Source organism: Flavobacterium sp. HBTb2-11-1, assembly GCF_009826975.1.
In the GTDB taxonomy this organism is placed as follows: domain Bacteria; phylum Bacteroidota; class Bacteroidia; order Flavobacteriales; family Flavobacteriaceae; genus Flavobacterium.
This window is the reverse complement of sequence record NZ_WUMO01000006.1, coordinates 40377-66252: the sequence shown is the minus strand read 5'-3', so window position 1 is coordinate 66252 and position 25876 is coordinate 40377. Positions and strand designations below refer to the sequence as shown.

Below are 25876 nucleotides of genomic sequence, written 5' to 3'. Positions count from 1 at the left end.
AAAAGTTTAGCTTTTTCTAATTCGATTCATGAATGCTTTCCAAAATCCAACTTTTGCTTCTTCTTCGTGATAACCATTTGAATAAGCTCCGTAACCATAGCCATAACCGTAACCAGTCCCATATTTAGCTTTATTTTCATAGCCATTCAACACAATACTAACATTACTTAACTCACCACGTTTAAGTCTGGTATTTAACAACGTTATCATATCTTTCTTAGTATAATTTTGCCTTACGATATACAATGTTACATCTGCAAACTGAACTAATTCTAATGAATCTGCTACTAAACCAACTGGCGGAGTATCCAAAACTATATAATCATATTTTTGCTTCAATTCATCAATCAATTCCTTCATAGCATCGCTTAAAATTAGCTCTGAAGGATTTGGCGGAATTGGTCCAGACAAAATTACATCTAAATTTGGAATTGACGTTGAATTAGTAATTTCCTCTAAATTATTTTGTTTTATCAAATAATTGACAACACCTAAAGATGATTTTATTTGAAATTCATCTGCTAATCTAGGCTTTCGTAAATCTAGACCAACAATTACGGTTTTCTTTTCGCTTAAAGCAAAAACTGTAGCAATATTTATAGAACAAAATGTCTTTCCTTCACCACTAATTGAAGAAGTAATCATTAATGTTTTTGATCCTTTGACTTGCTGTTTTTTATACAAGAACTGAAGGGAAGAACGAATGCCTCTAAAAGCTTCTGAAAGTGCTGATTTTGGCTTATCAAAAACTGCTAAAGTACCTGAATCCTTATTTAGCCCGATAATCCCAAGTAACGGAATCTGTGTTAGTCTAGTAATATCTTCACTATTCTGGATTGAATTATTAATGAAAAAAATCACTAAAACAAATAATAAAGGAATCAAAGCCCCTAAAAACAAAGCCATTACATAATTTACAGAAGTTTTAGGCCCTATTAGCCCTTCTCCGATATCTTTTGCTGGATCAATAAAATGAATGTCAGATAAATTAGATGCCCTTACAATCTCTGCCTCATTTCTTTTTTGAAGAAATTCTGTATAAATATTATCATTTAAATCATATTTCCTTTTGATCTTCAATAATTCTTGTTGTTCAGCAGGAAGCCTTCTCACAGTACTTTCTGCTTGACCAATTTTCGCATTTACCAGAGACAAATCAGATAATAAAGATGCTTTTGCAGTAGCAATATTCTCTTGAAGAACATTCTTCACTGCCTGCATTTGATTATCAAAATCTTTAAATATTTTTTCGCTCTTCACAGCATAAGCCATTTCAGATCTTTGCGTAGAAAGCGCTATAAGTTTGGAAACATTTGCAACAATATTAGGATCTTCAATTCCTGCAACAGAAGGTGCTGGTAATCTAGAATAATCATCGCTACTATTTAAATATGATTTTAACGAATTATAATACGCTATTTTTCTAGTAACTTGATCTTTTTCTACATCAAAATCCATTATTTTCTCTGAAACTTTAGAGCCACCTCCTTCAATTTCATAAATATTCTTATCTTTTTGGAAAGTTTTTAATTCATTGCCCGTTTGTTTCAGTTGAGATTCCATTGCCACCAAAGTACTATCAATAAAACGAATAGTGTTTGTAGCAAATTGATTTTTTCCATCCAACTGCATTTTTATAAGCATTTTTACAGTAGAATTCAAATAATCTACCATTCGTGCCTTATTTGTCCCCTGCATTGACAACGTTAATATAGACCCGCCGCTTTTCCCAGCATCTACATTTATCCCTTTATATCGAGATACCGTTCCGTCAAAATCATTAAATCTTAAAAAGTATTCTTTACCTTTATAAAAACCCGGATTATCTGTTATTTGAAGTTTCCAATTTAAGAATGGAAGATTAACTCGTTCTCCAACTTTATACTTTTTAATAAAAGTTACAGGTTGTACTGACGTACTACTATAAGAGTTATTGCTATAAGTAATTAGTGAAACCGAGTTATTTTCAAATGGAACCTGGATTTGGTATTCGTTTTCACTCAAAAATTTTACACCAATTAACGTATTTACAAGCTGTCCTTTTGTCTTATCAATATCGATATAAAATGGAACAGCGCCGTAAGAGTCTATTAAATTGTATTTTCCTTGCTCTAAATAGTCAATATAAAACTGAAGCTTATCTACAACCAATTCATTATGGGATCTTGACTGAAGAATTGTAGAAATCCCATTTACCTGATCTGAAATTCCTCCCCAATTGAACACCAAACTTGTATTAGCGGTAAAAAAAGGATTATTCTCTTCTTTTATGGAAACTAATGTCTGCATTTCGTAAATTTTCTCTTTACGAATGTTTATCTGATAAGCAATTGTAAAAGTAATAATCAAACTGGCAAGAAACCATTTCCAGTAACTGGCAATTTTCAACAGAAACCCTTTAAAATCAAAATGAGAATGATTTTCAAAAATGGCAAAGTCTTTAATGTCTAACATTTTAAAAATCTATTTTTATTTTATAATTAGGTAAACTGTTGTAGCTAAAGATAACAATGTAATTATTGTTCCAATAGACTGTATTCCTGTTTGACCTGTTCCCCAAGTTTTTTGCCTCAATGGTTTTACGTAGATATAATCATTTGGCTGTAAATAATAATAAGGTGATTTCATTACATTCACATCTGTAAGGTCAATATCATGCATTTGAACACCTGTTGGAGTCTGACGAATTACTGTTACTTCTTTTCTATTACCCACTGTTGTTATATCTCCTGCATTTGCAACAGCTTCCAAAATAGTCACATTATCTTTAAACAAGGTTTTTGTTCCTGTGCTTCCCACTTCTCCGTTAATCGTATATCTAAAGCCTGCCAATTTAACTGTAACAAATATATTAGCTTCACTTTTAAAATACTCCTCTAGTAATTTCTTTTCAATTTTTACGCGAACTTCTTCAAGAGTATAACCAATCACATTTATTTCTCCGAGAATTGGCATTCTAATATTTCCATGATCATCAACTGTAAAACCGTCAAAATATAAACCGGATTCACTTTTTCCTGCTTGTCCACTTTGATCTTCCGTTGTATTAAAAATAGAAACCAATTTAGGATCAATAGCTTTTATATTGATTTTTAAAATATCATTTACCTGCAATCTATACGGTTTTGACTCTACTTCTGCAATCGCTCTCTGTTCGTCTGAACCATTTTTATCTTGAAGATAAACCAGATCTTTAATCGGAATACATGAAGTGAATAATGTGGAAATTAATAAGAATAGAAAAAAACTTTTTTTTGTCATTCGTTCAGTTTATTGCAACTATAATTTCCCTTCATCATTCAGGAAACATAGCTAGTATTTGGGGGTTAATTATTTTTAAATGTTTTTTCAAAAGGGACTCTGTGCAAAATACTTCGTCCTAATGTTATTTCGTCTGCATATTCCAATTCATCTCCAACCGATATTCCTCTTGCAATTGTTGAAATTATAATATCGGAATCTGCAATTTGTTTATAGATATAGAAATTTGTTGTGTCACCTTCCATTGTTGAGCTTAATGCAAAAATAATCTCTTTTACATTTCCAGATTTCACTTTTGTCACCAAACTAACAATATTCAACTGATTAGGCCCGACTCCTTCAATCGGAGAAATTTTCCCGCCAAGCACATGATATATTCCTTTAAATTGTCCCGTATTTTCTATCGCCATTACGTCTCTGATATCTTCTACAACACATATTGTCTCATGATTTCTAATTGGATTAGAACAGATTTCACAAACTTTAGTATCAGAAATATTATAGCAACTTTCACAAAATTTAATATCCTCGCGCATATTTAACAATGCCTGAGACAAAAAAGCAGTCTGTTCTTTAGGCTGTTTTAGCAAATGAAGAACTAATCGAAGTGCTGTGCGTTTGCCAATACCTGGCAATTGCGACATTTCGTTTACTGCTTTTTCAATTAATTTTGATGAAAATTCCATGACGACAAAAGTAATACTTTTAATGGTTTTGCCTACACTACAGCCATTAAATTCAAAAGCTCAACAATATTGGAAAATTAGAATAAAAAAGTTTATTCTCAACACTTAATCAGCTTGCATTTAATGTTTTAATAAATTATCATTAAAATTTATTTCTAAAGGTATTTATGCAATCTTCCTAATATTGATTTGTAGCCAATAAAACTAATGTACAAGCAACTTCAACTTGAATATCATTTAGCTCTAACAATTGATATAATTCTGGGTTTTCGGTTCCTGGATTAAATATTACTCGTTTTGGATGAGCTTCAATAATATAATTATAATAATCTCTCTGGCGAACAGGATTTAAATACAAAGTAATGGTGTCAATGTTTTTTACTGGTAATGTTTTCGTTTGAATTTTTACTCCAGCCACTTCACCTGTTTTTTGGCCAATTGCCAATACTGAATGGCCTTTTCCAACCAACATATTTACAGCTCTGAACGAATAACGTTCTGGATTTGTTGATGCTCCTATAACTAATGTTTTTTTACTTTTCATCGCATTTATTTAGACTGCAAAAGTAATCAAAAAGAACGATTAAACTTTATGTCTTTGATTTAGAATAGATAACAATAAAAAACATTATCATAACATAATTTCATGCAAAAGCATCAAAAAATAACTACATTTACTTCACTAACCAATATAATATGGAATTATTTATTTACTTATTTGCCGCTTTATTTTCAGTATTAAACCCAATAGGAACTGTGCCCATTTTTGTTGGATTAACCCAACACGACTCTCAAAAAGAAAGATCTAGAATCTCTCTCTGGACCGCAATTAATGTTTTTATTATATTATTGGTTTCTTACTTCATTGGCCAATATGTTCTAACTTTCTTCGGAATTAGCATAGATGCTTTAAGAATTGCTGGTGGAATCGTAATTGTAAATTCTGGTTTTTCTCTACTTTCGGGCAAATTCAACAAGAAACGAGGAATCAATAAAAAAATTGAAAATGAGGCACAGCACAGAAATGATATTGCACTTACACCATTAGCAATACCAATGCTTGCGGGTCCTGGATCAATGTCTCTTTTAATTGCTTTTTATCAGGAACATCACCAAATAAATGAAATCATAATTTCTTCATTAGCCATTTTTGCTATTGCCGTAGCTATTTTTGCCATTTTAAAGAGTGCGCATTATTTAGCCAGGATTTTAGGAGCTTCTGGAATTGTCGCCATTTCAAGAATTGTTGGTTTTATTGTAATTTCAATAGGAATCCAATATATCGTTAGCGCAATTGTTAATATTATTAAAGGAAATTTTTAATCAAGAGTATTCAAAAGAAAAAGGGATGAGATTTTATTGAAAATCTCATCCCTTTTTCTTTGATGCCATATTTTAATTTCTTGGTAAAAAGACTTCTGCCATCATACATCTGGCACTTCCTCCCCCACAAGCTTCGATTGTATCTAAACTTGAGCTTAAAATTTCTGCATGATTTTCTAATTGAGCAATTTGTTTCGGAGTCAAGCTTTGATGTGCAGAAGCACTCATTACAATATATCTCTTATCATCTTTCCCGCGAACTTCAAGCATATTTCCAGCAAAATTATTTACTTGATCTTCTGTGATTAAAATAATCTCTTTCTTATCTTCTTTCAGATTATCCAAAACCATTTTGCGCTCTTTTTTATCATCAATAGAATCTGCACAAATAACCGCAAAAGTTTCTCCCAAGCACATCATCACATTGGTATGATAAATTAATTTACGCTCACCATCAACAGTTTGAAAAGCCTCAAAAATCACAGGAGCATAATCAAAATCTTCACAGAATTCTATAAACAATTCTTCATCTGCTCTTGGTGATAAAGCGCAATATGCTTTTCCATTAGCTCTATCCAAAAGCAAACTTCCTGTTCCTTCTAAGAAAATACCATCTTCTTCTGCAGAAGTATAATCCATAACATTAGCAATTTCGAATCCTTTTTCTTCCAAAGTATCTAAGATATCTTCTCGACGTTCTTGACGACGATTTTCTGCAAACATAGGATAAAGCGCAACATCTCCATTTTCATGAAATGAAACCCAATTGTTTGGAAAAATACTATCTGGAGTATCGGTTTCTATAGTATCATCGACAACAGTTACATCAACACCAATAGCTCTTAGCTTTTCTACAAAAGCATCAAATTCCTGTTGCGCTTTAGCATTAACCGTACTAGGCAAAAGCCCATCCAATACTTTTTGATAATAGTTATTTACAGCCGTTTGCTCATTCATTCTGAACGCAACTGGCCTAATCATCACGATAGCATTAGTAGTTTGTTTCATTTTTATATTTTTTTTGTTCAGGTTTCAAGTTTCAGATTTCATGTCTTATAAAAACTTGAAACCTGAAACTTAAAACAAAACTATTTTTAGTCTCTAATTAATGGCAAAGTTGAACATCTCAACAGACCTTCTTGCTTTGAAATTTCAGCATACGGAATTTCCTCAACCGTAAAACCATTTTCGCGAAGCCAGTTATTCAATCTCGTAAAATTCTTTTCAGAAACCACTACATTTTCATCAATTGAAAATACGTTTGAAAACATATTATACATTTCTTCCCTTTCGATATGAAATAAGTTTTCTTTTCCGAAAAGTTTCACTAAATAAAGATAATCTGCTTCTTCGCGAAAGCCTCTTTTATAGATAATACCTTTATTTTTACCAACAGGTTGAAAACAGCAGTCTAAATGCAAAGCATTGTCTCTCGCTTCTAACTTAGATTTTACTAAATCAAACTCTTTTACAATCTTGTTAGGAAACAGAGATTTGATATAATTTACACCCTGCATATTGGTTCTTGCCGTAATGTAATCTTTATAATCGCTTCCTTTATAAGTTCCTATAAAAATATGGTCATTCCAAAGCATAACATCTCCACCTTCTATATGAACTTCTTCTGGAGGACGAACTACTTTTAAGGGATCAATTTGATTAATTACATATTGAATCGCATCCAATTCGCGTTCTCTATCCGGCAGAATGTTAGATTTTACAAAAACATCGTCAATTACAAATCCAATATCACGAGCAAAAATCTGATTGTAATTTTCAATCATTTCTGGACGATAAACAGTTACATCATATTTCTGAAAAACAGCAATAAAAGCTTCCATTTCAGCAACCATATCTTTTTCCACAGGATAAGTTCCTGCTTTAATATGTTCCAATGATTTAGGGTCATAAGCCTCTTCTATAGTTGGAGTTGGACCATTATGAACAGCAGAACCCAGAACTACAACACGAAGCCGAGACGTTTCGTTCTTTACATTTAATTGCAACATAACCTTATTATATTTTGAGCAAATATAAAAAAAGCTTCACAGTAAAGTGAAGCTTTCGTTTTTTATTTATTAGACTTAAATTCTCTTAAAGGATGTCCTGTATAAATTTGTCTTGGTCTTCCAATTGGCTCTTTATTTTCACGCATTTCTTTCCATTGCGCAATCCAACCTGGCAATCTTCCAATAGCAAACATTACAGTAAACATATCAGTTGGAATTCCTAAAGCTCTGTAAATAATTCCAGAATAGAAGTCAACATTTGGATATAAGTTTCTTGATTTGAAGTACTCGTCTTCAAGAGCGGCTTTTTCTAATTTTCTTGCAATATCTAAAATTGGATCTTCCACACCTAAAGTTTCTAATACTTCTGTTGCTGCTTTTTTGATGATTTTAGCTCTCGGATCAAAGTTTTTATAAACTCTATGTCCGAATCCCATTAAACGGAATGGATCATTTTTATCTTTCGCTTTCGCTAAAAACTTATCTGTATCTCCACCGTCTTTGTTAATTTCTTCAAGCATTTCAAGTACCGCTTGGTTTGCTCCACCGTGAAGTGGTCCCCAAAGTGCAGAAACTCCTGCCGAAACTGAAGCAAATAAACCAGCATGAGAAGAACCCACCATTCTAACTGTAGATGTAGAACAGTTTTGCTCGTGATCTGCGTGAAGAATAAATAATTTATCTAAAGCGTTTACGATTACTGGATTTGCAGCATAAGGTCCTGTAGGCAATTTAAACATTAATTGCATAAAACTTTCTACATAACCTTTTGTATTATCATAGTAATTTAAAGGATAACCCATAGATTTTCTGTAAGTCCATGTAGCAATCACTAAAAATTTTGCCATTGTTTTACAAATAGCCTCGTACATTTCTTTTTCGTTATCAACATTAACCGCTTTCGGGTTAAAAGCTGTTAAAGCGCTTGTTAAAGCAGATAACACTCCCATTGGATGAGCTGTTTTAGGGAAACCGTCAATAATATTTTTCATTTCTTCGTTTACCAAAGAATGTTTTTTAATACCATTTTCAAAATCTTCTAATTGTGCAGCCGTAGGTAATTCACCAAAAATCAAAAGATATGAAACCTCTAGGAAGCTTGCTTTTTCAGCAAGATCTTCGATAGAATATCCTCTGTAACGTAAAATTCCTTCTTCTCCATCTAGGAAAGTGATTTCACTTGTACAAGATCCCGAATTCTTATAACCTGGATCTAGTGTAATATAACCTGTTAAATCACGTAATTTGTTAATATCGATAGCTGATTCGTTTTCACTCCCTGTGATTACTGGAAGCTCAATCTTTTTACCATCTATTTCTAATGTAGCTATTTTTGACATAATATACTGGAAATAATTCTTTAAATAATAATTTATCAAATCTAATGAATTTAAGACTAATTAAAAAAAGAATACTGCTATGAATTTGTTAAAAGTCCAAAAAAAAACCATCCGCTGCGGCGGATGGTTTTTTCCAATATATAATTTGTAGAATTATTTGATTTTAAAAGCATTTAAACCAGGGAAGTAGGCTGTACTTCCTAGTTCTTCTTCAATTCTCAATAATTGGTTGTATTTAGCCATACGATCTGAACGAGAAGCAGAACCTGTTTTAATTTGACCACAGTTTAAAGCTACCGCTAAGTCTGCAATTGTATTATCTTCAGTTTCTCCAGAACGGTGAGACATTACAGATGTATATCCAGCGTTTTTCGCCATGTTTACAGCAGCAATTGTTTCAGTTAAAGTACCAATTTGGTTTACTTTTACTAAAATTGAATTTGCAATTCCTTTTTCAATACCAGTTGATAAACGAGCAACATTAGTAACAAATAAATCATCACCTACTAACTGTACTTTATCTCCAATCTTTTCAGTTAAAGCTTTCCATCCATCCCAGTCATCTTCGTACATACCGTCTTCGATAGAGATAATTGGATATTTAGCAGCAAGTTCAGCTAAGTATTCAGCTTGTTCAGCAGAAGTTCTGATTTTTCCAGTTTCACCTTCAAATTTAGTGTAATCGTATTTACCATTTACATAAAACTCAGAAGCAGCACAGTCAAGAGCAATCATAATTTCGTCACCGAAAGAATATCCTGCTTTTTCAACTGCAAGTTTAATAGTATCTAAAGCATCTTCAGTTCCTCCAGCCAAATTTGGAGCAAAACCTCCTTCGTCACCTACTGCAGTACTTAAACCTCTGTCGTGTAGTACTTTTTTCAAGTTGTGGAAAATTTCAGTTCCCATTTGCATAGCATGTGTAAAAGAAGTTGCTTTTACTGGGAAAATCATAAATTCTTGGAATGCGATCGGCGCATCAGAGTGAGAACCTCCGTTGATGATGTTCATCATTGGAACTGGTAATGTATTAGCAGAAACACCACCTACGTATCTGTATAACGGCAATCCAAGCTCGTTAGCAGCAGCTTTTGCAGCAGCTAAAGAAACACCTAAAATAGCGTTTGCACCTAATTTAGATTTGTTTGGAGTACCATCTAAATCAATCATTAATTGGTCAATTGTGTTTTGTTCGAAAACAGAAGTTCCAACTAATTCTTCAGCAATAATAGTATTTACATTATTCACTGCATTCAAAACACCTTTACCCAGATAAGCTTTACCTCCATCACGTAATTCAACAGCTTCGTGCTCTCCAGTTGATGCTCCAGATGGAACAGCAGCTCTACCTAAAACTCCATTTTCAGTTACTACATCAACTTCAATAGTAGGATTACCTCTAGAATCAAGAATTTGTCTTGCGTGAACTTTAATTATAATACTCATTATTTTTGTTTTTTATTAATAAATTATATTTTTTTTTCGAAATTATAAAAATATTTAATACTATAAACGAGCTTTAGTCATTAAACCCGTTTATTTATTAACTACATCGTTTTAGACTTTGCTAGTTTTGATATTCTCCACAAATTGATCAAATAAATAAGAAGAATCATGTGGTCCTGGACTTGCTTCTGGGTGATATTGAACTGAAAAACAATTCTTATTTTTCATTCTCATTCCAGCAACAGTATCATCATTTAGGTGTATATGTGTAAGCTCCAATTCCGGGTGACCTTCTAAAGCTTCTCTTTTTACAGCAAATCCATGATTTTGAGAAGTAATCTCTCCTTTACCAGTAAGAAGATTTTTTACAGGATGATTAATACCTCGGTGCCCACCAAACATTTTGTAAGTCTGAACTCCATTTGCTAAGGCAATAATCTGATGTCCTAAGCAAATTCCAAACAAAGGCTTATCATCTGCAATAATTTTTTTAGCAACATCTATTACTCCATGTAACGGATCTGGGTCACCAGGTCCATTTGATAAGAAATAGCCATCTGGATTAAATGCGCTCAATTCTTCATAAGTTGTGTCATACGGAAAAACCTTAATATAACAATCTCTCTTTGCAAAGTTTCTTAGAATATTCTTTTTAATTCCCAAATCAAGCGCTGAGATTTTATATGTCGCATTTTCATCTCCAACAAAATAAGGCTCTTTCGTAGACACTTTTGATGCCAACTCAAGACCTTCCATATTTGGAACATTTGCTAATTCTTTTTTAAGATCTTCAATTGAAGTTCCATCTGTACAAATAACAGCATTCATTGCACCATTATCGCGAATGTAACTTACAAGAGCTCGAGTATCAACATCAGAAATACAAATAAGATTTTGTTTTGTAAAATAATCCTCCAGACTTCCTGAAGCACCTTCCCTAGAATAATTAAAACTAAAGTTTTTACAAACTAAACCAGCAATTTTCACGCTGTCTGATTCAACTTCTAAATCATTTATACCGTAATTCCCGATATGCGGATTAGTAGTAACCATAATTTGACCAAAATACGAAGGATCTGTAAAAATCTCTTGATATCCTGTCATTCCAGTATTAAAACAAACTTCACCAAAAGTTTTACCGCTAATACCGATAGACTTTCCGTGAAAAATTGTTCCATCACTTAGTAATAAAATGGCGCTTTGTCGTGTTGTGTATTTCATTATTTAATTTGTATTGTTTTTTTAATCAAGTTATAAAACCTAATCAAGATTTTAAGTGTAATTAGAATTTTGCAAATTTACTTCTTTAAAATAGCCCTTCCAAGATTTTTTAAAACTTTCACTCATAAAAATAAAACCTATCATTTTAAATAAGTTAGATTTTTGCAGTTTCAAAAAAATCAAAAAAAAAGGATAAACTAAAAATTAGTTTATCCTTTATCTTTATAGAATGATTACTTTCATAATTATTCAGAAGCTTCAGTAGTCGTTTCTGATTCAGCAGCAGGGGCTTCAGGAGCAGCAGTTTCAGCTTTTTTAGCTTTACCACCACGACGGCTTTTCGCTTTTTTAACTTCTTTTTTACCTCCGTTGTAAAGTTCATTGAAGTCAACAAGTTCGATCATCGCCATATCAGCGTTATCTCCCAAACGATTTCCAACTTTAATGATACGTGTGTATCCACCTGGACGGTCACCTACTTTAGCAGCAACATCTCTGAACAAATCAGTTACAGCGTATTTGTTACGTAAGTAAGCAAAAACAATACGACGATTGTGAGTCGTATCCTCTTTTGATTTTGTGATTAAAGGCTCAACAAATTGTTTAAGCGCTTTAGCTTTAGCAACAGTAGTGTTAATACGTTTGTGCTCAATAAGAGAACAAGCCATATTAGCTAACATAGCTTTTCTATGTCCAGTCTGTCTGCTTAAGTGGTTGAATTTTTTTCCGTGTCTCATGACGTGTTTTTTTTATCTTCATCTTGCTACAATCCACCATGGAGAGCAAAATATGAAGTAAATTATTCTTTATCTAATTTGTATTTAGCTAAATCCATTCCGAAAGTTAAATTCTTCACTGCAACAAGTTCATCAAGTTCAGTTAAAGATTTTTTACCAAAATTACGGAATTTCATTAGGTCATTTTTATTGAACGATACTAAATCACCAAGTGTATCAACTTCAGCCGCTTTCAAGCAATTTAATGCTCTCACAGATAAATCCATATCAACAAGCTTAGTTTTAAGCAATTGTCTCATATGCAATGACTCTTCATCATACGATTCTGTTTGTGCAATTTCGTCAGCCTCAAGTGTAATTCTTTCGTCAGAGAATAACATGAAATGGTGAATTAAAACTTTAGCAGCTTCAGTAAGAGCATCTTTAGGATTAATAGATCCATCAGTTTTGATTTCAAAAACTAATTTTTCGTAATCTGTTTTTTGCTCTACACGGAAATTTTCGATTGCATATTTTACATTTTTTACCGGAGTAAAAATAGAATCTGTAAAAATCGTTCCAATTGCAGCATTCTGTTTTTTGTTCTCTTCAGCAGGCACGTATCCTCTACCTTTTTCGATAGTTAAATCGAAATTCAATTTGATTTTAGAATCTAAGTTACAGATAACAAGGTCTGGATTTAGAACTTGGAAACCTGAAATAAATTTCTGAAAATCACCTGCTGTTAATTGATCTTTACCAGAAACAGAAATAGTAACTGATTCATTATCGATATCTTCGATCTGACGTTTGAAACGTACTTGTTTTAGATTAAGGATAATTTCGGTAACATCTTCAACAACACCTGAAATAGTAGAAAACTCATGATCTACACCTTCGATACGAACAGATGTAATTGCATAACCTTCTAATGCTGAAAGCAAAACTCTTCTAAGTGCATTACCAACTGTCAATCCGTAACCAGGTTCCAAAGGTCTAAATTCAAATTTACCTTCAAAATCGGTTGAATCGATCATGATAACTTTATCGGGCTTTTGAAAATTAAATATTGCCATAAATTTCGACTAAGTCAATTATTATTTGTTGTACAACTCTACGATTAATTGTTCTTTAATGTTTTCTGGAATTTGAAGTCTCGCAGGTACAGAAACGAAAGTTCCTTCTTTAAGATCATTGTTCCAAGTAATCCATTCATAAACATGACTTGAATTTGATAAAGAACGCTCGATAGCTTCTAAAGATTTAGATTTTTCACGAACTGCAACTTTATCACCAGGCTTAAGGTGGTAAGAAGGAATATTAACAACCTCTCCATTTACAGTAATGTGTCTGTGAGAAACGATTTGACGCGCACCTCTTCTAGATGGAGCAATTCCCATTCTAAAAACAACATTATCTAATCTTGCTTCGCATAATTGTAATAGAACTTCACCAGTTACTCCTTTAGTCGCTGATGCTTTTTCGAATAAATTTCTGAATTGTTTTTCTAAAATTCCATAAGAATATTTAGCTTTTTGCTTTTCCATTAACTGAACAGCGTACTCAGATTTTTTTCCTCTTTTTTTAGCCATCCCGTGTTGTCCAGGTGGGTAATTTCTTTTTTCGAAAGATTTATCATCTCCGAAGATTGCCTCGCCAAATTTACGAGCGATTTTGGTTTTAGGACCAGTATATCTTGCCATTTTAAAAAAAATTTTAAGGTAGAAATTATGAATTCAGGTCTAATCCTTCGATAATTTATGTTCTACCTTGATTATACTATAAAAATAAAAAATTAAACTCTACGTCTTTTTGGAGGACGACATCCGTTGTGTGGCATTGGAGTAACATCAATAATTTCAGTAACTTCGATTCCACCGTTATGAATAGAACGGATAGCAGACTCACGTCCGTTACCTGGTCCTTTTACATAAACTTTCACTTTTTTAAGTCCTGCCTCAAGTGCTACTTTAGTGCAATCTTCTGCTGCCATTTGAGCTGCATAAGGAGTGTTCTTTTTAGAACCTCTGAAACCCATTTTACCAGCTGAAGACCAAGAGATAACTTCACCTTTCTTATTAGTCAAAGAAATAATAATGTTATTAAAAGTGGCAGAAATATGAGCCTCACCCGTTGATTCAACGATAACTTTACGTTTTTTTGCAGTTGCTTTAGCCATATTACTTATTATTTAGTTGCTTTTTTCTTGTTAGCAACAGTTTTTCTTTTACCTTTTCTTGTTCTTGAGTTGTTTTTAGTTCTTTGTCCTCTTAATGGAAGACCAGATCTGTGACGAATTCCTCTGTAACATCCAATATCCATTAAACGTTTAATGTTTAAAGAAATTTCAGAACGTAATTCTCCTTCAATTTTGTAAAATGAAACAGCTTCACGAATTGCTCCGATTTCATCATCATTCCAATCTTGAACTTTTTTATCTTGGCTAACTTGAGCTTTTTCTAAAATCTCAATAGCTCTACTTTTTCCTAATCCGAAGATATAGGTAAGTGCAATAACACCTCTTTTGTTTTTTGGGATATCTACCCCTGCTATTCTTGCCATAATTATCCTTGTCTTTGTTTAAATCTAGGATTCTTTTTGTTTATTACGTACAGTCTCCCTTTTCTACGCACGATAATGCACTCGGCACTTCTCTTTTTTACTGATGCTCTAACTTTCATAGTGAATATCCTTTAATATCGATAAGTAATTCTTGCTTTTGACAAATCGTAAGGACTCATTTCTAGTTTCACTTTATCACCAGGTAATAATTTGATGTAATGCATTCGCATTTTACCAGAAATATGAGCAATTACAATATGTCCATTTTCTAACTCTACACGGAACATAGCATTTGACAATGCTTCTATAATTGATCCGTCTTGTTCTATTGCTGATTGTTTTGCCATAAATATATTAAGCTACCGCTTTTCTATTTTTACCAGTCTTCATTAAACCATCATAATGTTTGTTTAACAAGTATGAATTGATCTGTTGAATAGTATCTATTGCAACACCAACCATAATTATTAATGAGGTACCTCCAAAAAACATTGCCCAAGATTGTTGTACATCCATAATACTTACAACAATAGCTGGGAACACAGCAATCAAAGCAAGGAATAAAGATCCTGGGAAAGTTATTAAAGACATCACTTTATCAAGGAAATCAGAAGTTTCTGCTCCTGGACGTACGCCTGGGATAAAACCACCGCTTCTTTTTAAATCATCAGCCATTTTGTTAGTAGGAACGGTGATTGCAGTATAAAAGAATGTAAATACAATAATTAAAGTTGCAAAAACAAAATTATACCAGAAACCAAACATATTACTAAATGCACCAACAATAGATTGTGATGTATCTGATTTAGACAATCCAGCCACAGCTGCAGGGATAAACATAATTGCCTGAGCAAAAATGATTGGCATAACTCCAGAAGCATTAAGCTTTAGAGGAATCCACTGTCTATTACCTCCTGCCAAATCTTGTTCGTAATCTCCAGTTGTAGTACGACGAGCATACTGTACTGGGATTTTACGTACTGCCATTGTAAGCAATACACAAGAAATGATAACTAACAGCCACACAATAATTTCAATAACTAATAACATTGGACCTCCATTGTTATTGGTAACACGAGTTGTAAACTCTTGGATAAAAGCTTGTGGTAAACGAGCTAAAATACCAACCATAATTAACAATGAAATACCATTTCCAATACCTTTGTCTGTAATTTTTTCTCCAAGCCACATAGCAAAAATTGTACCAGTAACTAAGATAATAACAGACGAGAACAAAAATTCAGGTGAATTAAAGCCTAGCAAAAATGCATTACTAGGCAATGTTCTGTATAAATTATAGATATAAGTTGGACCTTGAACCAATGTGATAGCGATTGTCAACCAACGAGTGATTTGATTAATCTTTTTTCTACCACTTTCCCCATCATTTTGAAGTTTTTGTAAATATGGAATCGCAATTCCCATCAACTGAACAACAATAGACGCAGAAATATAAGGCATGATACCTAAAGCAAAAACTGAAGCTTTAGAGAAAGCACCCCCGGTGAACATGTCTAGAATAGATCCTAGACCATTTTTAGTTTGTCCCGCTAAACCAGTCAATTGCGTTGCGTCAATTCCAGGAAGCGTAACGTGTGCTCCAAAACGATATACTAAAAGTAATCCTAAAGTAATTAAGATTCTATTCTTTAGTTCTTCGATTTTCCAAACATTACTTATTGATTCAATAAATTTCTTCATCTTAATAGATAAGTTATATAGTTACAGCTTCTCCACCAGCAGCTTCAATAGCAGCTTTTGCAGTAGCAGTAAATTTGTGGGCAGTTACTTTTAATTTTGCTTTCAATTCTCCTCTACCTAAAATCTTAACGATTTCATTTTTAGAAGCCAGACGATTTGCTACGAAATCTGCCATTGAAACAGAATCAGTAATTACACCGTTATCAACTAATAATTGAAGAGTATCTAAATTAACACCTTCGTATTCTTTACGATTGATGTTTTTGAAACCAAACTTAGGTACACGTCTTTGAAGTGGCATTTGACCTCCTTCGAAACCAATCTTTTTAGAATAACCAGAACGAGATTTTGCTCCTTTGTGTCCACGTGCAGCAGTACCACCTTTTCCAGAACCTTCTCCTCTACCTAATCTTTTATTTTGATTGTGTGTAGATCCTTCAGCAGGTTGTAAGTTACTTAAATTCATAACAGTATTTGTTATTTAGCTTCTTCAACAGAAACTAAGTGTTTAACTTTGTTTATCATCCCAAGGATAGCAGGATTTGACTCATGCTCCACAACTTGTCCAATTTTTCGTAGACCTAAAGCCTCCAACCCTCTCTTCTGAGAAAGAGGACAGTTGATTTTGCTTCTTACTTGTTTTACTAATAATTTAGCCATAATTTCCTTGAATTAACCTTTAAAAACTTTCTCTAAAGAAACCCCTCTTTGTTTTGCAACAGTGTGAGCGCTTCTCATTTGCAATAAAGCATCAAAAGTTGCTTTTACTACGTTATGTGGATTTGACGATCCTTGAGATTTAGACAATACATCGTGAATACCTACTGACTCAAGAACTGAACGAACAGCTCCACCAGCAATAACTCCAGTACCATGAGACGCTGGAATTAAGAATACACGTGCACCACCAAATTTACCTTTTTGTTCGTGAGGAACAGATTGACCATTCAAAGGAATTCTCACTAAGTTTTTCTTAGCATCTTCTACTGCTTTCGCAATTGCTTCAGAAACGTCTTTAGATTTTCCTAATCCGTGACCAACCACTCCATTTTCATCACCTACAACTACAATAGCAGAAAAACCAAAAGCTCTACCACCTTTTGTAACTTTAGTAACACGATTAACACTAACTAGACGATCTTTTAATTCAAGACCACTAGGTTTTACCAATTCTACATTTTTGTATTTAGACATAATATATTAGAATTTAAGTCCAGCGGCTCTTGCGCCTTCTGCTAATGATTTAATACGACCGTGATATAAATACCCACCTCTATCGAAAGTGATAGTATCAATCCCAGCTTTTAACGCTTTTTCTGCAACTAGTTTTCCAACAGCAGCAGCTACTTCAACGTTAGTACCTTTTCCTATTTCTTTTTCTCTAGAAGATGCAGCTAAGATAGTAACTCCATTTACATCATCAATGATTTGAGCGTAAATTTCTTTATTACTTCTAAAAACAGAAAGTCTAGGTCTTGCAGCAGTACCACTAACCGATTTTCTAATTCTGAATTTAATTCTCTGTCTTCTTTCAGATTTTGTTAATGACATAATCTTATATTTTAAGCTGATTTACCTGCTTTTCTTCTTAATACTTCACCCACAAATTTAACACCTTTTCCTTTGTATGGCTCAGGCTTACGGAAACTTCTGATTTTCGCAGCAACTTGACCTAAAAGTTGTTTATCAAATGACGTTAATTTTACGATAGGGTTCTTACCTTTTTCAGATATTGTTTCTAAAGATACTTCTGGAGCAATTTCTAAAACAATATTGTGAGAATATCCAAGAGCTAAATCTAATTTTTGACCTTGGTTTGAAGCTCTATAACCAACTCCAACTAATTCAAGTTCTTTTGTAAAACCTTCAGATACACCTAAAATCATGTTATTGATTAAAGCTCTGTATAATCCGTGTTTTGCTCTTTGGTCTTTATAATCAGACGATCTTTCAACTGAAATCTGATCGCCTTCAACTTTTACAGTTACGTCCGAGAACTCCTGAGTTAGTTGACCTTTCTTTCCTTTTACTGTAACAACACCTTCGTTAACTTCAACAGTTACACCAGCAGGGATTACAATTGGACTTTTACCTATTCTTGACATCTTATTTAGTCTTTAAAAATTAGTATACGTAACAAATTACTTCACCACCTACATTTAATTGCTTCGCTTGTTTTCCAGTCATCAAACCTTTTGATGTAGAAACGATAGCAATTCCTAATCCGTTAAGGATTCTTGGTAATTTGGCAGCACCTGCATATTTACGTAAACCAGGTTTACTAATTCTTTGGATATCTTTAATTACAGGCTCTTTAGTATCTTTATCATACTTTAAAGCAATTTTGATAGAACCTTGAACTGTGTTCTGCTCAAATTTGTAACTTAAGATGTAACCTTGATCAAATAAGATCTTAGTTATCTCTTTTTTAAGATTAGAAGCTGGAATTTCAACAACTTTGTGGTTTGCAGCCACAGCGTTACGAACTCTAGTCAAATAATCTGCAATAGGATCTGTATACATATGTATTTGATTGCGATTACGGTTTTCAGGAAGCACCCCGCTTCCTGAACCTTTAATCAATTTATAAACTTTTTTAAATTACCAGCTTGCTTTTTTCACACCTGGAATTAATCCATTGTTAGCCATTTCACGGAAAGTTACACGTGAAATACCGAATTGACGGATGTAACCTCTTGGTCTTCCAGTCAATTTACAACGGTTATGCAAACGAACAGGTGAAGCGTTTTTTGGCAATCTTTGTAAACCTTCATAGTCTCCAGCTTCTAATAAAGCTTTTCTCTTTTCAGCATACTTAGCTACCGTTTTCTCTCTTTTCACCTCGCGGGCTTTCATTGATTCTTTAGCCATGTCTTAATTCTTTTTAAAAGGTAATCCTAATTCAGCCAATAATGACTTCGCTTCCTTGTCTGTTTTTGCAGTAGTAACAAATGTAATATCCATTCCTGAAATTTTGTTTACTTTGTCAATATCAATTTCTGGGAAAATGATTTGCTCTAAAACTCCAAGATTGTAGTTACCTCTTCCGTCAAAACCAGTAGCTTTAATACCATTGAAATCTCTTACACGTGGTAAAGCAGAAGTAATAAGTCTATCTAAAAACTCATACATTCTTTCTCCACGTAAAGTTACTTTTGCTCCAATAGGCATCCCTTTTCTTAATTTGAAAGACGCAACGTCTTTCTTAGAAATTGTAGATACTGCTTTTTGTCCAGTGATCTTTGTTAACTCATCAACTGCATAGTCAATAAGTTTTTTATCAGATACAGCTGCACCAACTCCACGGCTCAAAACGATTTTTTCAAGTTTAGGAACTTGCATTACGTTTGTATATCCGAACTCTTCTTTAAGAGCAGAGATTACTCTACTCTTATATTCTTCTTTTAGTCTAGGTGTATATGCCATTACTATAGTACTTGATTAGATTTTTTTGAAAATCTTACTTTCTTATCTCCTTCTACTCTAATACCTACTCTAGTTGTTTCCTTAGTTTTAGGATCAATTAAAGCAATGTTAGAAATTTGAATAGAAGCCTCTTTCTTAACGATACCACCTTGAGGGTTTTTAGCACTTGGTTTAGTGTGTTTTGAAACCAAGTTCACACCTTCAACTATCGCTTTGTTTTTTTCACGGTAAACACGTAAAACTTTACCTTCAGCACCTTTATGGTCTCCAGCAATAACTCTTACGATGTCTCCTGATTTTATTTTTAGCTTTATCATCTTAAAACGAATTAAAGCACTTCTGGTGCTAATGATACAATTTTCATGAATTGTTTTTCACGAAGTTCTCTTGCTACCGGACCAAAAACACGAGTTCCTCTCATTTCCCCTGCAGCATTCAAAAGAACACATGCATTGTCATCGAAACGGATATAAGAACCATCAGCTCTTCTCACTTCTTTTTTAGTACGCACAACAACTGCAGTTGAAACAGCTCCTTTTTTCACGTTTCCGTTTGGAGTTGCATCTTTGATAGAAACTACAATTTTGTCACCAACAGAGGCATATCTTCTTTTAGTACCTCCTAAAACACGAATAGTTAAAACTTCTTTAGCTCCCGTGTTATCTGCTACTTTTAGTCTTGATTCTTGTTGTACCATAATTATTTAGCTCTTTCTAAGATTTCAACTAATCTCCAACATTTTGTCTTACTTAAAGGACGCGTTTCGCTAATTCTTACAGTATCACCAATGTTACAGTCGTTTTTTTCGTCGTGTGCAACGTATTTTTTAGTTTTCAACACGAACTTACCGTATAATGGGTGTTTTACTTTTCTTACTTCAGAAATAACGATAGATTTATCCATCTTATTTGAAGTAACAACACCTATTCTTTCTTTTCTTAAATTTCTTTTTTCTTCCATCTTTCAGCAGAATACAATTATTGTAACTCTCTTTTAGTTAACTCTGTAGCTAGTCTTGCAACTGTTCTTCTAACGCTTCTGATTTGAAGTGGGTTAGCAATTGGAGAAATAGCGTGAGCCATTTTTAGGTCAGCATATACTTTCTTAGTTTGACTAAGCTTTTCTTGCAACTCCGCTGCAGAAAGATCTTTTATTTCTGATTGTTTCATAATAAATATAAATTATGCTTCGAAATCTCTAGCAACGACGAACTTAGTTTTTACTGGAAGTTTTTGAGCTGCAAGACGTAAAGCCTCTTTTGCAACTGACAATGGAACCCCTCCAACTTCAAACATAATTCTTCCTGGTTTAACAACAGCAGCCCAATACTCAACTGCTCCTTTACCTTTACCCATACGTACTTCAAGAGGTTTCTTAGTGATAGGTTTGTCTGGGAAAATTTTAATCCATAATTGTCCTTCTCTCTTCATGTAACGAGTTGCAGCGATACGCGCAGCTTCGATTTGACGAGATGTTAAGAACATTCCATCTTCATGTACAGATTTAATACCAAACATTCCATTTGAAAGTTCATGCCCTCTTTGAGAGTTACCCTTCATTCTACCTTTTTGTACCTTACGGTATTTTGTTCTTTTAGGCTGTAACATTTTTCTTTAGTTTAAAAATTACTTTCTTTTACGAGCGTCTGGTTTTCCACCTTTGTTAAAGTTAGATTTGCCTCTAGGAGCATCTCCACCTTTTCCACCACCTGTACCAGATTGTTTTTTGTCCATTCCAGCAAGTGGAGAAAGTTCTCTCTTACCGTAAACTTCACCTTTCATGATCCATACTTTGATACCCATTCTACCATAAGTAGTGTGAGCTTCAGCCAAAGCATAATCAATGTCAGCTCTGAAAGTTGATAGAGGAATTCTACCTTCTTTGAAACCTTCTGAACGCGCCATCTCAGCACCATTTAAACGACCAGAAATCAAAACTTTGATACCTTCAGCGTTCATACGCATAGAAGCAGCAATAGCCATTTTGATTGCACGTCTGTAAGAAATACGGCTCTCGATTTGACGAGCGATGCTTGTAGCCACAAGATAAGCATCTAACTCAGGTCTTTTAATTTCAAAGATGTTAATTTGAACCTCTTTGTCAGTAACTTTCTTAAGTTCTTCTTTTAACTTGTCTACCTCTTGTCCGCCTTTTCCGATAATAATACCAGGTCGAGCAGTAGTGATAGTAACGGTTACAAGTTTCAAAGTTCTCTCGATGATTACTTTTGATACACTAGCTTTTGATAAACGAGCGTGGATATACTTTCTGATTTTGTGATCTTCAGCTAATTTATCGCCGTAATCATTTCCACCATACCAGTTTGAGTCCCATCCTCTGATGATACCAAGTCTATTTCCAATTGGATTTGTCTTTTGTCCCATGCTGCTTAAGAATTGCTTTGTGTGTTATTGATAGCTCCAAGCACGATTGTTACGTGATTAGAACGTTTTCTTATTCTGTGTGCACGACCTTGTGGAGCTGGACGAAGTCTTTTTAACATCATTCCACCATCTACTCTGATCTCTTTAACAAATAATCCAGCCTCTTCTAAATTACCTTCACTATTTTTTTGCTCCCAGTTATTGATTGCAGATAATAATAGTTTTTCTAATTTTCTTGAAGCTTCTTTAGAACTGAATCTTAAAATGTTAAGTGCTCTTTCTACCTTCTGACCTCTTACCAAGTCCGCTACTAAGCGCATTTTTCTAGGTGAAGTAGGGCAGTTATTCAATTTTGCGAAAGCGATAGACTTATTAGCCTCTTTTCTCGCATCTGCTGTTTCTCTTTTACGAACTCCCATTGCTTCTTTTATTTTTTACCTTTATTTTTTGCTCCAGCATGACCTCTAAAAGATCTAGTTGGTGAAAACTCTCCTAATTTGTGACCTACCATGTTTTCTGTTACGTAAACTGGTACAAATTGACGACCGTTATGAACTGCGATAGTTTGTCCAACGAAATCTGGTGTAATCATTGAAGCTCTAGACCAAGTCTTAACAACTGCATTTTTACCACTTTCTACGTTTTCTTGAACTTTCTTGTCTAATTTATAATGAACGAAAGGTCCTTTTTTTAATGAACGTGCCATATCTTATTATTTCTTTCTACGTTCTACGATATACTTGTTACTCGGGTTTTTCTTAGAACGAGTTCTGTAACCTTTAGCTGGCAATCCGTTTCTTGAACGTGGGTGCCCTCCAGAAGAACGTCCTTCACCACCTCCCATAGGGTGATCAACAGGGTTCATCGCTACTGGTCTAGTTCTAGGTCTTCTTCCTAACCATCTTGTTCTACCTGCTTTACCAGATACAACTAATTGGTGGTCAGAGTTAGAAACAGCTCCAATTGTAGCTGAACAAGTTAACAAGATTAATCTTGTCTCACCTGATGGCATTTTAATTGTTGCATATTTCCCGTCTCTTGCCATTAACTGAGCAAAAGTTCCAGCTGAACGAGCGATAACGGCCCCTTGTCCTGGACGTAACTCAATACAAGATATAACAGTTCCAAGAGGAATTCTGCTTAAAGGTAAAGTATTACCAATCTCTGGTTGAGATTCTGGTCCAGAAACTAATTTCTGACCAACTTTCAATCCATTTTGAGCGATAATATAAGTTTTCTCTCCATCAGCATAAGCTAATAAAGCAATAAATGCAGTACGATTTGGATCGTATTCGATTGATTTCACTGTAGCTGGAATTCCATCTTTAGTTCTTTTGAAATCGATGATACGATATCTCTGCTTGTGACCACCACCCGTATAACGCATGGTCATCTTTCCTTGACTATTTCTACCTCCTGAGTTTTTTATCGGTGCTATCAAAGAGCGTTCCGGCTTATCAGTTGTAATAGCGTCATAACCATTCACAACTCTAAATCGCTGACCCGGGGTAATAGGTTTTAATTTTCTTACTGACATTTTTCTATCTTAGATATTGTTGTAAAAATCAATTGTTTCTCCTTCTTGTACTTGAACAATTGCTTTTTTGTATGCATTTGTCTTTCCACTGATTAAACCACTTTTAGTGTATTTAGTAGATCTATCTGGTCTCACATTCATTGTGTTAACAGAAACGATAGTCACTCCATAAGCAGCCTCTACAGCTTTCTTAATCTCAACTTTGTTTGCTTTTTTGTTAACAACGAATCCGAAGCGGTTTAGAACTTCACTTTCTTTGGTTACTTTTTCCGTTACTATAGGTCTAATTATGATGCTCATATTCCTATTATTTACTTAAATTTTCTTCAATTAACTCTAAAGAACCTTCCAAAAGCACTAAATTATTAGCGTTTAATATTGCGTAAGTGCTTAATTCTGAGCTAGTTACGACATTTGAAGCCTTTAAATTACGTGACGACAAATATACGTTTTTATTTGACTCACCCAACACAAATAAAGATTTTTTATTCTCTAACCCTAAAGCTTTCAAAACGTTAATGAAATTTTTAGTGTTTGGCGCTTCAAAATTAAAGTCTTCTACAACTACGATATTTGACTCTTTTGCTTTGATTGAGAAAGCAGATTTTCTAGCCAATCTTTTCAAACCTTTATTCAATTTGAATGAATAACTTCTTGGTCTTGGTCCGAAAACTGTTCCACCACCTTTAAACAAAGGACTCTTAACACTTCCTGCACGAGCAGTACCAGTTCCTTTTTGTTTTTTAATCTTACGCGTACTTCCAGTTACTTCAGCTCTTTCTTTAGCCTTGTGAGTACCCTGTCTCTGATTAGCAAGATATTGCTTAACATCAAGATATACTGCGTGATTGTTTGGTTCAATTGCGAATACTGAATCAGAAAGTTGAACTTTTCTTCCAGTATCTTTTCCGTTGAAATCTAATACTTTTACTTCCATTACTTCTGAATGATTACATAAGAGTTTTTGTGTCCAGGAACACATCCTTTAACAACAAGTAGATTCTTCTCAGCAACTACTTTTAAAACTCTAAGGTTTTGAACTTTTACATTTTCTCCTCCCATTCTTCCAGCCATACGCATTCCTTTGAATACTCTAGATGGATAAGAAGAAGCTCCTACAGAACCTGGCGCTCTTAAACGGTTGTGTTGACCATGAGTAGCTTGTCCAACCCCACCAAAACCGTGACGTTTAACAACACCTTGGAAACCTTTACCTTTTGAGACACCTTGTACATCTACAAATTCTCCTTCTTCAAAAATAGTAACATCAATAAGATCTCCTAATTTTTGTTCAGTTGCAAAATCTTGGAATTCAACGACTTTTTTCTTAGCAACAGTTCCAGCTTTTTTAAAGTGACCTAAAGCCGCTTTAGTAGAATGTTTCTCGTTTTTGTCATCGAAACCAAGTTGTAACGCTTCATACCCGTCAACCTCATTGGTTCTGACTTGGGTAACAACGCATGGTCCAGCTTCGATTACTGTACAAGGAATATTTTTCCCGTTTTCGTCGAAGATACTAGTCATGCCGATTTTCTTACCAATTAACCCAGACATAAATATTAATTATTAATTACTAAAATTCCCTTCAATTTGAAAATAACAGAAATTTCCAAACAGGGAGTGCAAAAGTAGATATTAAAATTGAATAAACCAAACAGTTACAAAAATTAAATCGCTCATTATCAAAATCCAAGCACTAAAACAACAAAAAAACAAGCCTCATTAATACCAAAATTCAAGCACTTCTTTTTATAGCAGTAACATTTTCCAATTAAAAATTAAACAATAAAATCACAACTAAAAAAACTCGCACTACCCTAAAACAAAGGGATTTAGAATATTTAGAACATTAAAAAAATATTTAATTTTATTCTTTTTCAAATTAAAAACAACTTTTAAAAACAAAAAAAAGCGAGACAAAAAATGTCTCGCTTTTTATATAAAAAAATATAAAAAAATTATACTTTAATCTCAACTTCAACTCCACTTGGCAATTCAAGTTTCATTAAAGCATCAATAGTTTTAGATGAAGATGAATAAATATCAATCAATCTCTTGTATGACATTACTTCAAATTGCTCTCTCGCTTTTTTGTTAACGTGCGGAGAACGCAATACAGTGAAAAGTTTTTTGTGAGTTGGCAACGGAATTGGACCTGTTACAACTGCCCCAGTAGTTTTTACTGTTTTCACGATCTTTTCAGCAGATTTATCCACTAACATATGATCGTAAGATTTTAGTTTTATTCTGATTTTTTGACTCAT

39 protein-coding genes are annotated in these 25876 nt (G+C 33.7%); 1 reads left to right on the top strand and 38 read right to left on the bottom strand.

Annotated elements, in window-relative coordinates:
• Positions 1 to 6: 6 nt before the first annotated feature.
• The 4 genes from GR162_RS14330 to GR162_RS14315 all read right to left on the bottom strand — a co-directional run bounded on the left by GR162_RS14330 (position 7) and on the right by GR162_RS14315 (position 4491).
• Positions 7 to 2454 carry a polysaccharide biosynthesis tyrosine autokinase gene (locus GR162_RS14330; protein ID WP_160782709.1) on the bottom strand — a complete coding sequence of 816 codons (2448 nt, stop codon included), beginning with the start codon at positions 2452 to 2454 and terminating at the stop codon, positions 7 to 9.
• 15 nt (positions 2455 to 2469) lie between these two features.
• Positions 2470 to 3261: a polysaccharide biosynthesis/export family protein gene (locus tag GR162_RS14325; protein ID WP_160782708.1), complete on the bottom strand. Its 792-nt coding sequence runs from the start codon at positions 3259 to 3261 to the stop codon at positions 2470 to 2472.
• Between the two features lie 65 nt (positions 3262 to 3326).
• A complete protein-coding gene (recR, locus tag GR162_RS14320) occupies positions 3327 to 3947 on the bottom strand; it encodes a recombination mediator RecR (RefSeq protein WP_160782707.1) in 621 nt (206 codons plus the stop codon).
• Positions 3948 to 4125: 178 nt separating this feature from the next.
• Complete coding sequence (locus GR162_RS14315) at positions 4126 to 4491, bottom strand: CoA-binding protein (protein ID WP_160782706.1); 366 nt, start codon at positions 4489 to 4491, stop codon at positions 4126 to 4128.
• A gap of 152 nt (positions 4492 to 4643) precedes the next feature.
• Here GR162_RS14315 and GR162_RS14310 point away from each other — a divergent pair, with 152 nt between their 5' ends.
• A complete protein-coding gene (locus GR162_RS14310; RefSeq protein WP_008464345.1) occupies positions 4644 to 5270 on the top strand; it encodes a MarC family NAAT transporter in 627 nt (208 codons plus the stop codon).
• A 72-nt stretch (positions 5271 to 5342) separates the two neighbouring features.
• Here the strand turns inward: GR162_RS14310 and ctlX are convergent, their stop codons facing one another.
• The 34 genes from ctlX to rpsJ form a co-directional block, all read right to left on the bottom strand.
• The gene (ctlX, locus tag GR162_RS14305; RefSeq protein WP_160782705.1) at positions 5343 to 6278 is read right to left on the bottom strand and encodes a citrulline utilization hydrolase CtlX; all 936 of its coding nucleotides are present in this window, start codon (positions 6276 to 6278) and stop codon (positions 5343 to 5345) included.
• Positions 6279 to 6364: 86 nt separating this feature from the next.
• Complete coding sequence (locus tag GR162_RS14300; protein ID WP_160782704.1) at positions 6365 to 7279, bottom strand: dimethylarginine dimethylaminohydrolase family protein; 915 nt, start codon at positions 7277 to 7279, stop codon at positions 6365 to 6367.
• Between the two features lie 62 nt (positions 7280 to 7341).
• Positions 7342 to 8619 (bottom strand): citrate synthase, encoded by a 1278-nt coding sequence (locus GR162_RS14295; RefSeq protein ID WP_160782703.1) that lies wholly within the window; start codon positions 8617 to 8619, stop codon positions 7342 to 7344.
• 153 nt (positions 8620 to 8772) lie between these two features.
• Positions 8773 to 10065: a phosphopyruvate hydratase gene (gene eno / locus GR162_RS14290; protein ID WP_008464336.1), complete on the bottom strand. Its 1293-nt coding sequence runs from the start codon at positions 10063 to 10065 to the stop codon at positions 8773 to 8775.
• Positions 10066 to 10176: 111 nt separating this feature from the next.
• Positions 10177 to 11286, bottom strand: coding sequence for a glutamine-hydrolyzing carbamoyl-phosphate synthase small subunit (gene carA / locus GR162_RS14285; RefSeq protein WP_091134514.1), 1110 nt, complete (start codon positions 11284 to 11286; stop codon positions 10177 to 10179).
• A gap of 245 nt (positions 11287 to 11531) precedes the next feature.
• Entirely contained in the window at positions 11532 to 12023 is a 492-nt protein-coding gene (rplQ, locus tag GR162_RS14280; RefSeq protein ID WP_008464331.1) for a 50S ribosomal protein L17, read from the bottom strand.
• Between the two features lie 62 nt (positions 12024 to 12085).
• Positions 12086 to 13078, bottom strand: a complete 993-nt coding sequence (locus tag GR162_RS14275) for a DNA-directed RNA polymerase subunit alpha (RefSeq protein WP_008464329.1) — start codon at positions 13076 to 13078, stop codon at positions 12086 to 12088.
• 21 nt (positions 13079 to 13099) lie between these two features.
• Complete coding sequence (gene rpsD / locus GR162_RS14270; RefSeq protein WP_008464326.1) at positions 13100 to 13705, bottom strand: 30S ribosomal protein S4; 606 nt, start codon at positions 13703 to 13705, stop codon at positions 13100 to 13102.
• Between the two features lie 92 nt (positions 13706 to 13797).
• Complete coding sequence (gene rpsK, locus GR162_RS14265) at positions 13798 to 14181, bottom strand: 30S ribosomal protein S11 (protein ID WP_008464324.1); 384 nt, start codon at positions 14179 to 14181, stop codon at positions 13798 to 13800.
• A gap of 8 nt (positions 14182 to 14189) precedes the next feature.
• Positions 14190 to 14564 carry a 30S ribosomal protein S13 gene (gene rpsM, locus GR162_RS14260; RefSeq protein ID WP_008464322.1) on the bottom strand — a complete coding sequence of 125 codons (375 nt, stop codon included), beginning with the start codon at positions 14562 to 14564 and terminating at the stop codon, positions 14190 to 14192.
• A gap of 2 nt (positions 14565 to 14566) precedes the next feature.
• Positions 14567 to 14683, bottom strand: coding sequence for a type B 50S ribosomal protein L36 (ykgO, locus tag GR162_RS14255; protein WP_002987490.1), 117 nt, complete (start codon positions 14681 to 14683; stop codon positions 14567 to 14569).
• Between the two features lie 12 nt (positions 14684 to 14695).
• The gene (gene infA / locus GR162_RS14250) at positions 14696 to 14911 is read right to left on the bottom strand and encodes a translation initiation factor IF-1 (protein ID WP_007136545.1); all 216 of its coding nucleotides are present in this window, start codon (positions 14909 to 14911) and stop codon (positions 14696 to 14698) included.
• A gap of 7 nt (positions 14912 to 14918) precedes the next feature.
• Positions 14919 to 16265 carry a preprotein translocase subunit SecY gene (gene secY, locus GR162_RS14245; RefSeq protein ID WP_008464318.1) on the bottom strand — a complete coding sequence of 449 codons (1347 nt, stop codon included), beginning with the start codon at positions 16263 to 16265 and terminating at the stop codon, positions 14919 to 14921.
• 13 nt (positions 16266 to 16278) lie between these two features.
• On the bottom strand, positions 16279 to 16731 hold the full coding sequence (rplO, locus tag GR162_RS14240; protein WP_008464317.1) for a 50S ribosomal protein L15: 453 nt from the start codon (positions 16729 to 16731) through the stop codon (positions 16279 to 16281).
• 11 nt (positions 16732 to 16742) lie between these two features.
• Complete coding sequence (rpmD, locus tag GR162_RS14235; RefSeq protein ID WP_008464315.1) at positions 16743 to 16925, bottom strand: 50S ribosomal protein L30; 183 nt, start codon at positions 16923 to 16925, stop codon at positions 16743 to 16745.
• A 12-nt stretch (positions 16926 to 16937) separates the two neighbouring features.
• The gene (gene rpsE, locus GR162_RS14230) at positions 16938 to 17462 is read right to left on the bottom strand and encodes a 30S ribosomal protein S5 (RefSeq protein WP_085949269.1); all 525 of its coding nucleotides are present in this window, start codon (positions 17460 to 17462) and stop codon (positions 16938 to 16940) included.
• Between the two features lie 3 nt (positions 17463 to 17465).
• On the bottom strand, positions 17466 to 17816 hold the full coding sequence (gene rplR, locus GR162_RS14225) for a 50S ribosomal protein L18 (protein WP_008464310.1): 351 nt from the start codon (positions 17814 to 17816) through the stop codon (positions 17466 to 17468).
• Positions 17817 to 17827: 11 nt separating this feature from the next.
• The gene (gene rplF / locus GR162_RS14220; RefSeq protein WP_129747959.1) at positions 17828 to 18370 is read right to left on the bottom strand and encodes a 50S ribosomal protein L6; all 543 of its coding nucleotides are present in this window, start codon (positions 18368 to 18370) and stop codon (positions 17828 to 17830) included.
• A gap of 19 nt (positions 18371 to 18389) precedes the next feature.
• Positions 18390 to 18788, bottom strand: a complete 399-nt coding sequence (rpsH, locus tag GR162_RS14215; protein ID WP_008464306.1) for a 30S ribosomal protein S8 — start codon at positions 18786 to 18788, stop codon at positions 18390 to 18392.
• A gap of 78 nt (positions 18789 to 18866) precedes the next feature.
• Positions 18867 to 19136: a 30S ribosomal protein S14 gene (rpsN, locus tag GR162_RS14210; RefSeq protein ID WP_008464305.1), complete on the bottom strand. Its 270-nt coding sequence runs from the start codon at positions 19134 to 19136 to the stop codon at positions 18867 to 18869.
• A gap of 3 nt (positions 19137 to 19139) precedes the next feature.
• Entirely contained in the window at positions 19140 to 19691 is a 552-nt protein-coding gene (rplE, locus tag GR162_RS14205; RefSeq protein WP_008464302.1) for a 50S ribosomal protein L5, read from the bottom strand.
• Between the two features lie 2 nt (positions 19692 to 19693).
• The gene (rplX, locus tag GR162_RS14200; RefSeq protein WP_008464300.1) at positions 19694 to 20008 is read right to left on the bottom strand and encodes a 50S ribosomal protein L24; all 315 of its coding nucleotides are present in this window, start codon (positions 20006 to 20008) and stop codon (positions 19694 to 19696) included.
• Positions 20009 to 20019: 11 nt separating this feature from the next.
• Positions 20020 to 20388, bottom strand: coding sequence for a 50S ribosomal protein L14 (rplN, locus tag GR162_RS14195; RefSeq protein WP_007803649.1), 369 nt, complete (start codon positions 20386 to 20388; stop codon positions 20020 to 20022).
• A gap of 2 nt (positions 20389 to 20390) precedes the next feature.
• The gene (gene rpsQ / locus GR162_RS14190; RefSeq protein WP_008464298.1) at positions 20391 to 20651 is read right to left on the bottom strand and encodes a 30S ribosomal protein S17; all 261 of its coding nucleotides are present in this window, start codon (positions 20649 to 20651) and stop codon (positions 20391 to 20393) included.
• A gap of 17 nt (positions 20652 to 20668) precedes the next feature.
• The gene (gene rpmC, locus GR162_RS14185) at positions 20669 to 20860 is read right to left on the bottom strand and encodes a 50S ribosomal protein L29 (protein ID WP_008464297.1); all 192 of its coding nucleotides are present in this window, start codon (positions 20858 to 20860) and stop codon (positions 20669 to 20671) included.
• A 12-nt stretch (positions 20861 to 20872) separates the two neighbouring features.
• Positions 20873 to 21298 carry a 50S ribosomal protein L16 gene (rplP, locus tag GR162_RS14180; protein WP_008464295.1) on the bottom strand — a complete coding sequence of 142 codons (426 nt, stop codon included), beginning with the start codon at positions 21296 to 21298 and terminating at the stop codon, positions 20873 to 20875.
• An 18-nt stretch (positions 21299 to 21316) separates the two neighbouring features.
• Positions 21317 to 22075: a 30S ribosomal protein S3 gene (rpsC, locus tag GR162_RS14175; RefSeq protein WP_008464292.1), complete on the bottom strand. Its 759-nt coding sequence runs from the start codon at positions 22073 to 22075 to the stop codon at positions 21317 to 21319.
• Between the two features lie 5 nt (positions 22076 to 22080).
• Positions 22081 to 22494: a 50S ribosomal protein L22 gene (gene rplV / locus GR162_RS14170; protein ID WP_007803631.1), complete on the bottom strand. Its 414-nt coding sequence runs from the start codon at positions 22492 to 22494 to the stop codon at positions 22081 to 22083.
• Positions 22495 to 22502: 8 nt separating this feature from the next.
• On the bottom strand, positions 22503 to 22781 hold the full coding sequence (gene rpsS, locus GR162_RS14165; protein ID WP_008464288.1) for a 30S ribosomal protein S19: 279 nt from the start codon (positions 22779 to 22781) through the stop codon (positions 22503 to 22505).
• A 6-nt stretch (positions 22782 to 22787) separates the two neighbouring features.
• The gene (gene rplB, locus GR162_RS14160; protein ID WP_008464287.1) at positions 22788 to 23612 is read right to left on the bottom strand and encodes a 50S ribosomal protein L2; all 825 of its coding nucleotides are present in this window, start codon (positions 23610 to 23612) and stop codon (positions 22788 to 22790) included.
• A 9-nt stretch (positions 23613 to 23621) separates the two neighbouring features.
• Complete coding sequence (gene rplW / locus GR162_RS14155; protein ID WP_008464286.1) at positions 23622 to 23912, bottom strand: 50S ribosomal protein L23; 291 nt, start codon at positions 23910 to 23912, stop codon at positions 23622 to 23624.
• Positions 23913 to 23919: 7 nt separating this feature from the next.
• Positions 23920 to 24549, bottom strand: a complete 630-nt coding sequence (rplD, locus tag GR162_RS14150) for a 50S ribosomal protein L4 (RefSeq protein WP_008464285.1) — start codon at positions 24547 to 24549, stop codon at positions 23920 to 23922.
• A complete protein-coding gene (rplC, locus tag GR162_RS14145; RefSeq protein WP_008464284.1) occupies positions 24549 to 25166 on the bottom strand; it encodes a 50S ribosomal protein L3 in 618 nt (205 codons plus the stop codon). Before rplC ends, rplD begins: the two co-directional genes overlap by 1 nt.
• Before the next feature lie 404 nt (positions 25167 to 25570).
• Positions 25571 to 25876 (bottom strand): 30S ribosomal protein S10, encoded by a 306-nt coding sequence (gene rpsJ / locus GR162_RS14140; protein ID WP_007803605.1) that lies wholly within the window; start codon positions 25874 to 25876, stop codon positions 25571 to 25573.

What these genes read in the sequence shown, in the direction of transcription:
- GR162_RS14330 (WP_160782709.1), bottom strand. Translation starts at nt 2,454, where the DNA reads ATGTTAGACATTAAAGACTTTGCCATTTTTGAAAATCATTCTCATTTT.
- GR162_RS14325 (WP_160782708.1), bottom strand. Translation starts at nt 3,261, where the DNA reads ATGACAAAAAAAAGTTTTTTTCTATTCTTATTAATTTCCACATTATTC.
- recR (WP_160782707.1), bottom strand. Translation starts at nt 3,947, where the DNA reads ATGGAATTTTCATCAAAATTAATTGAAAAAGCAGTAAACGAAATGTCG.
- GR162_RS14315 (WP_160782706.1), bottom strand. Translation starts at nt 4,491, where the DNA reads ATGAAAAGTAAAAAAACATTAGTTATAGGAGCATCAACAAATCCAGAA.
- GR162_RS14310 (WP_008464345.1), top strand. Translation starts at nt 4,644, where the DNA reads ATGGAATTATTTATTTACTTATTTGCCGCTTTATTTTCAGTATTAAAC.
- ctlX (WP_160782705.1), bottom strand. Translation starts at nt 6,278, where the DNA reads ATGAAACAAACTACTAATGCTATCGTGATGATTAGGCCAGTTGCGTTC.
- GR162_RS14300 (WP_160782704.1), bottom strand. Translation starts at nt 7,279, where the DNA reads ATGTTGCAATTAAATGTAAAGAACGAAACGTCTCGGCTTCGTGTTGTA.
- GR162_RS14295 (WP_160782703.1), bottom strand. Translation starts at nt 8,619, where the DNA reads ATGTCAAAAATAGCTACATTAGAAATAGATGGTAAAAAGATTGAGCTT.
- eno (WP_008464336.1), bottom strand. Translation starts at nt 10,065, where the DNA reads ATGAGTATTATAATTAAAGTTCACGCAAGACAAATTCTTGATTCTAGA.
- carA (WP_091134514.1), bottom strand. Translation starts at nt 11,286, where the DNA reads ATGAAATACACAACACGACAAAGCGCCATTTTATTACTAAGTGATGGA.
- rplQ (WP_008464331.1), bottom strand. Translation starts at nt 12,023, where the DNA reads ATGAGACACGGAAAAAAATTCAACCACTTAAGCAGACAGACTGGACAT.
- GR162_RS14275 (WP_008464329.1), bottom strand. Translation starts at nt 13,078, where the DNA reads ATGGCAATATTTAATTTTCAAAAGCCCGATAAAGTTATCATGATCGAT.
- rpsD (WP_008464326.1), bottom strand. Translation starts at nt 13,705, where the DNA reads ATGGCAAGATATACTGGTCCTAAAACCAAAATCGCTCGTAAATTTGGC.
- rpsK (WP_008464324.1), bottom strand. Translation starts at nt 14,181, where the DNA reads ATGGCTAAAGCAACTGCAAAAAAACGTAAAGTTATCGTTGAATCAACG.
- rpsM (WP_008464322.1), bottom strand. Translation starts at nt 14,564, where the DNA reads ATGGCAAGAATAGCAGGGGTAGATATCCCAAAAAACAAAAGAGGTGTT.
- ykgO (WP_002987490.1), bottom strand. Translation starts at nt 14,683, where the DNA reads ATGAAAGTTAGAGCATCAGTAAAAAAGAGAAGTGCCGAGTGCATTATC.
- infA (WP_007136545.1), bottom strand. Translation starts at nt 14,911, where the DNA reads ATGGCAAAACAATCAGCAATAGAACAAGACGGATCAATTATAGAAGCA.
- secY (WP_008464318.1), bottom strand. Translation starts at nt 16,265, where the DNA reads ATGAAGAAATTTATTGAATCAATAAGTAATGTTTGGAAAATCGAAGAA.
- rplO (WP_008464317.1), bottom strand. Translation starts at nt 16,731, where the DNA reads ATGAATTTAAGTAACTTACAACCTGCTGAAGGATCTACACACAATCAA.
- rpmD (WP_008464315.1), bottom strand. Translation starts at nt 16,925, where the DNA reads ATGGCTAAATTATTAGTAAAACAAGTAAGAAGCAAAATCAACTGTCCT.
- rplR (WP_008464310.1), bottom strand. Translation starts at nt 17,816, where the DNA reads ATGTCATTAACAAAATCTGAAAGAAGACAGAGAATTAAATTCAGAATT.
- rplF (WP_129747959.1), bottom strand. Translation starts at nt 18,370, where the DNA reads ATGTCAAGAATAGGTAAAAGTCCAATTGTAATCCCTGCTGGTGTAACT.
- rpsH (WP_008464306.1), bottom strand. Translation starts at nt 18,788, where the DNA reads ATGTATACAGATCCTATTGCAGATTATTTGACTAGAGTTCGTAACGCT.
- rpsN (WP_008464305.1), bottom strand. Translation starts at nt 19,136, where the DNA reads ATGGCTAAAGAATCAATGAAAGCCCGCGAGGTGAAAAGAGAGAAAACG.
- rplE (WP_008464302.1), bottom strand. Translation starts at nt 19,691, where the DNA reads ATGGCATATACACCTAGACTAAAAGAAGAATATAAGAGTAGAGTAATC.
- rplX (WP_008464300.1), bottom strand. Translation starts at nt 20,008, where the DNA reads ATGATAAAGCTAAAAATAAAATCAGGAGACATCGTAAGAGTTATTGCT.
- rplN (WP_007803649.1), bottom strand. Translation starts at nt 20,388, where the DNA reads ATGGTACAACAAGAATCAAGACTAAAAGTAGCAGATAACACGGGAGCT.
- rpsQ (WP_008464298.1), bottom strand. Translation starts at nt 20,651, where the DNA reads ATGGAAGAAAAAAGAAATTTAAGAAAAGAAAGAATAGGTGTTGTTACT.
- rpmC (WP_008464297.1), bottom strand. Translation starts at nt 20,860, where the DNA reads ATGAAACAATCAGAAATAAAAGATCTTTCTGCAGCGGAGTTGCAAGAA.
- rplP (WP_008464295.1), bottom strand. Translation starts at nt 21,298, where the DNA reads ATGTTACAGCCTAAAAGAACAAAATACCGTAAGGTACAAAAAGGTAGA.
- rpsC (WP_008464292.1), bottom strand. Translation starts at nt 22,075, where the DNA reads ATGGGACAAAAGACAAATCCAATTGGAAATAGACTTGGTATCATCAGA.
- rplV (WP_007803631.1), bottom strand. Translation starts at nt 22,494, where the DNA reads ATGGGAGTTCGTAAAAGAGAAACAGCAGATGCGAGAAAAGAGGCTAAT.
- rpsS (WP_008464288.1), bottom strand. Translation starts at nt 22,781, where the DNA reads ATGGCACGTTCATTAAAAAAAGGACCTTTCGTTCATTATAAATTAGAC.
- rplB (WP_008464287.1), bottom strand. Translation starts at nt 23,612, where the DNA reads ATGTCAGTAAGAAAATTAAAACCTATTACCCCGGGTCAGCGATTTAGA.
- rplW (WP_008464286.1), bottom strand. Translation starts at nt 23,912, where the DNA reads ATGAGCATCATAATTAGACCTATAGTAACGGAAAAAGTAACCAAAGAA.
- rplD (WP_008464285.1), bottom strand. Translation starts at nt 24,549, where the DNA reads ATGGAAGTAAAAGTATTAGATTTCAACGGAAAAGATACTGGAAGAAAA.
- rplC (WP_008464284.1), bottom strand. Translation starts at nt 25,166, where the DNA reads ATGTCTGGGTTAATTGGTAAGAAAATCGGCATGACTAGTATCTTCGAC.
- rpsJ (WP_007803605.1), bottom strand. Translation starts at nt 25,876, where the DNA reads ATGAGTCAAAAAATCAGAATAAAACTAAAATCTTACGATCATATGTTA.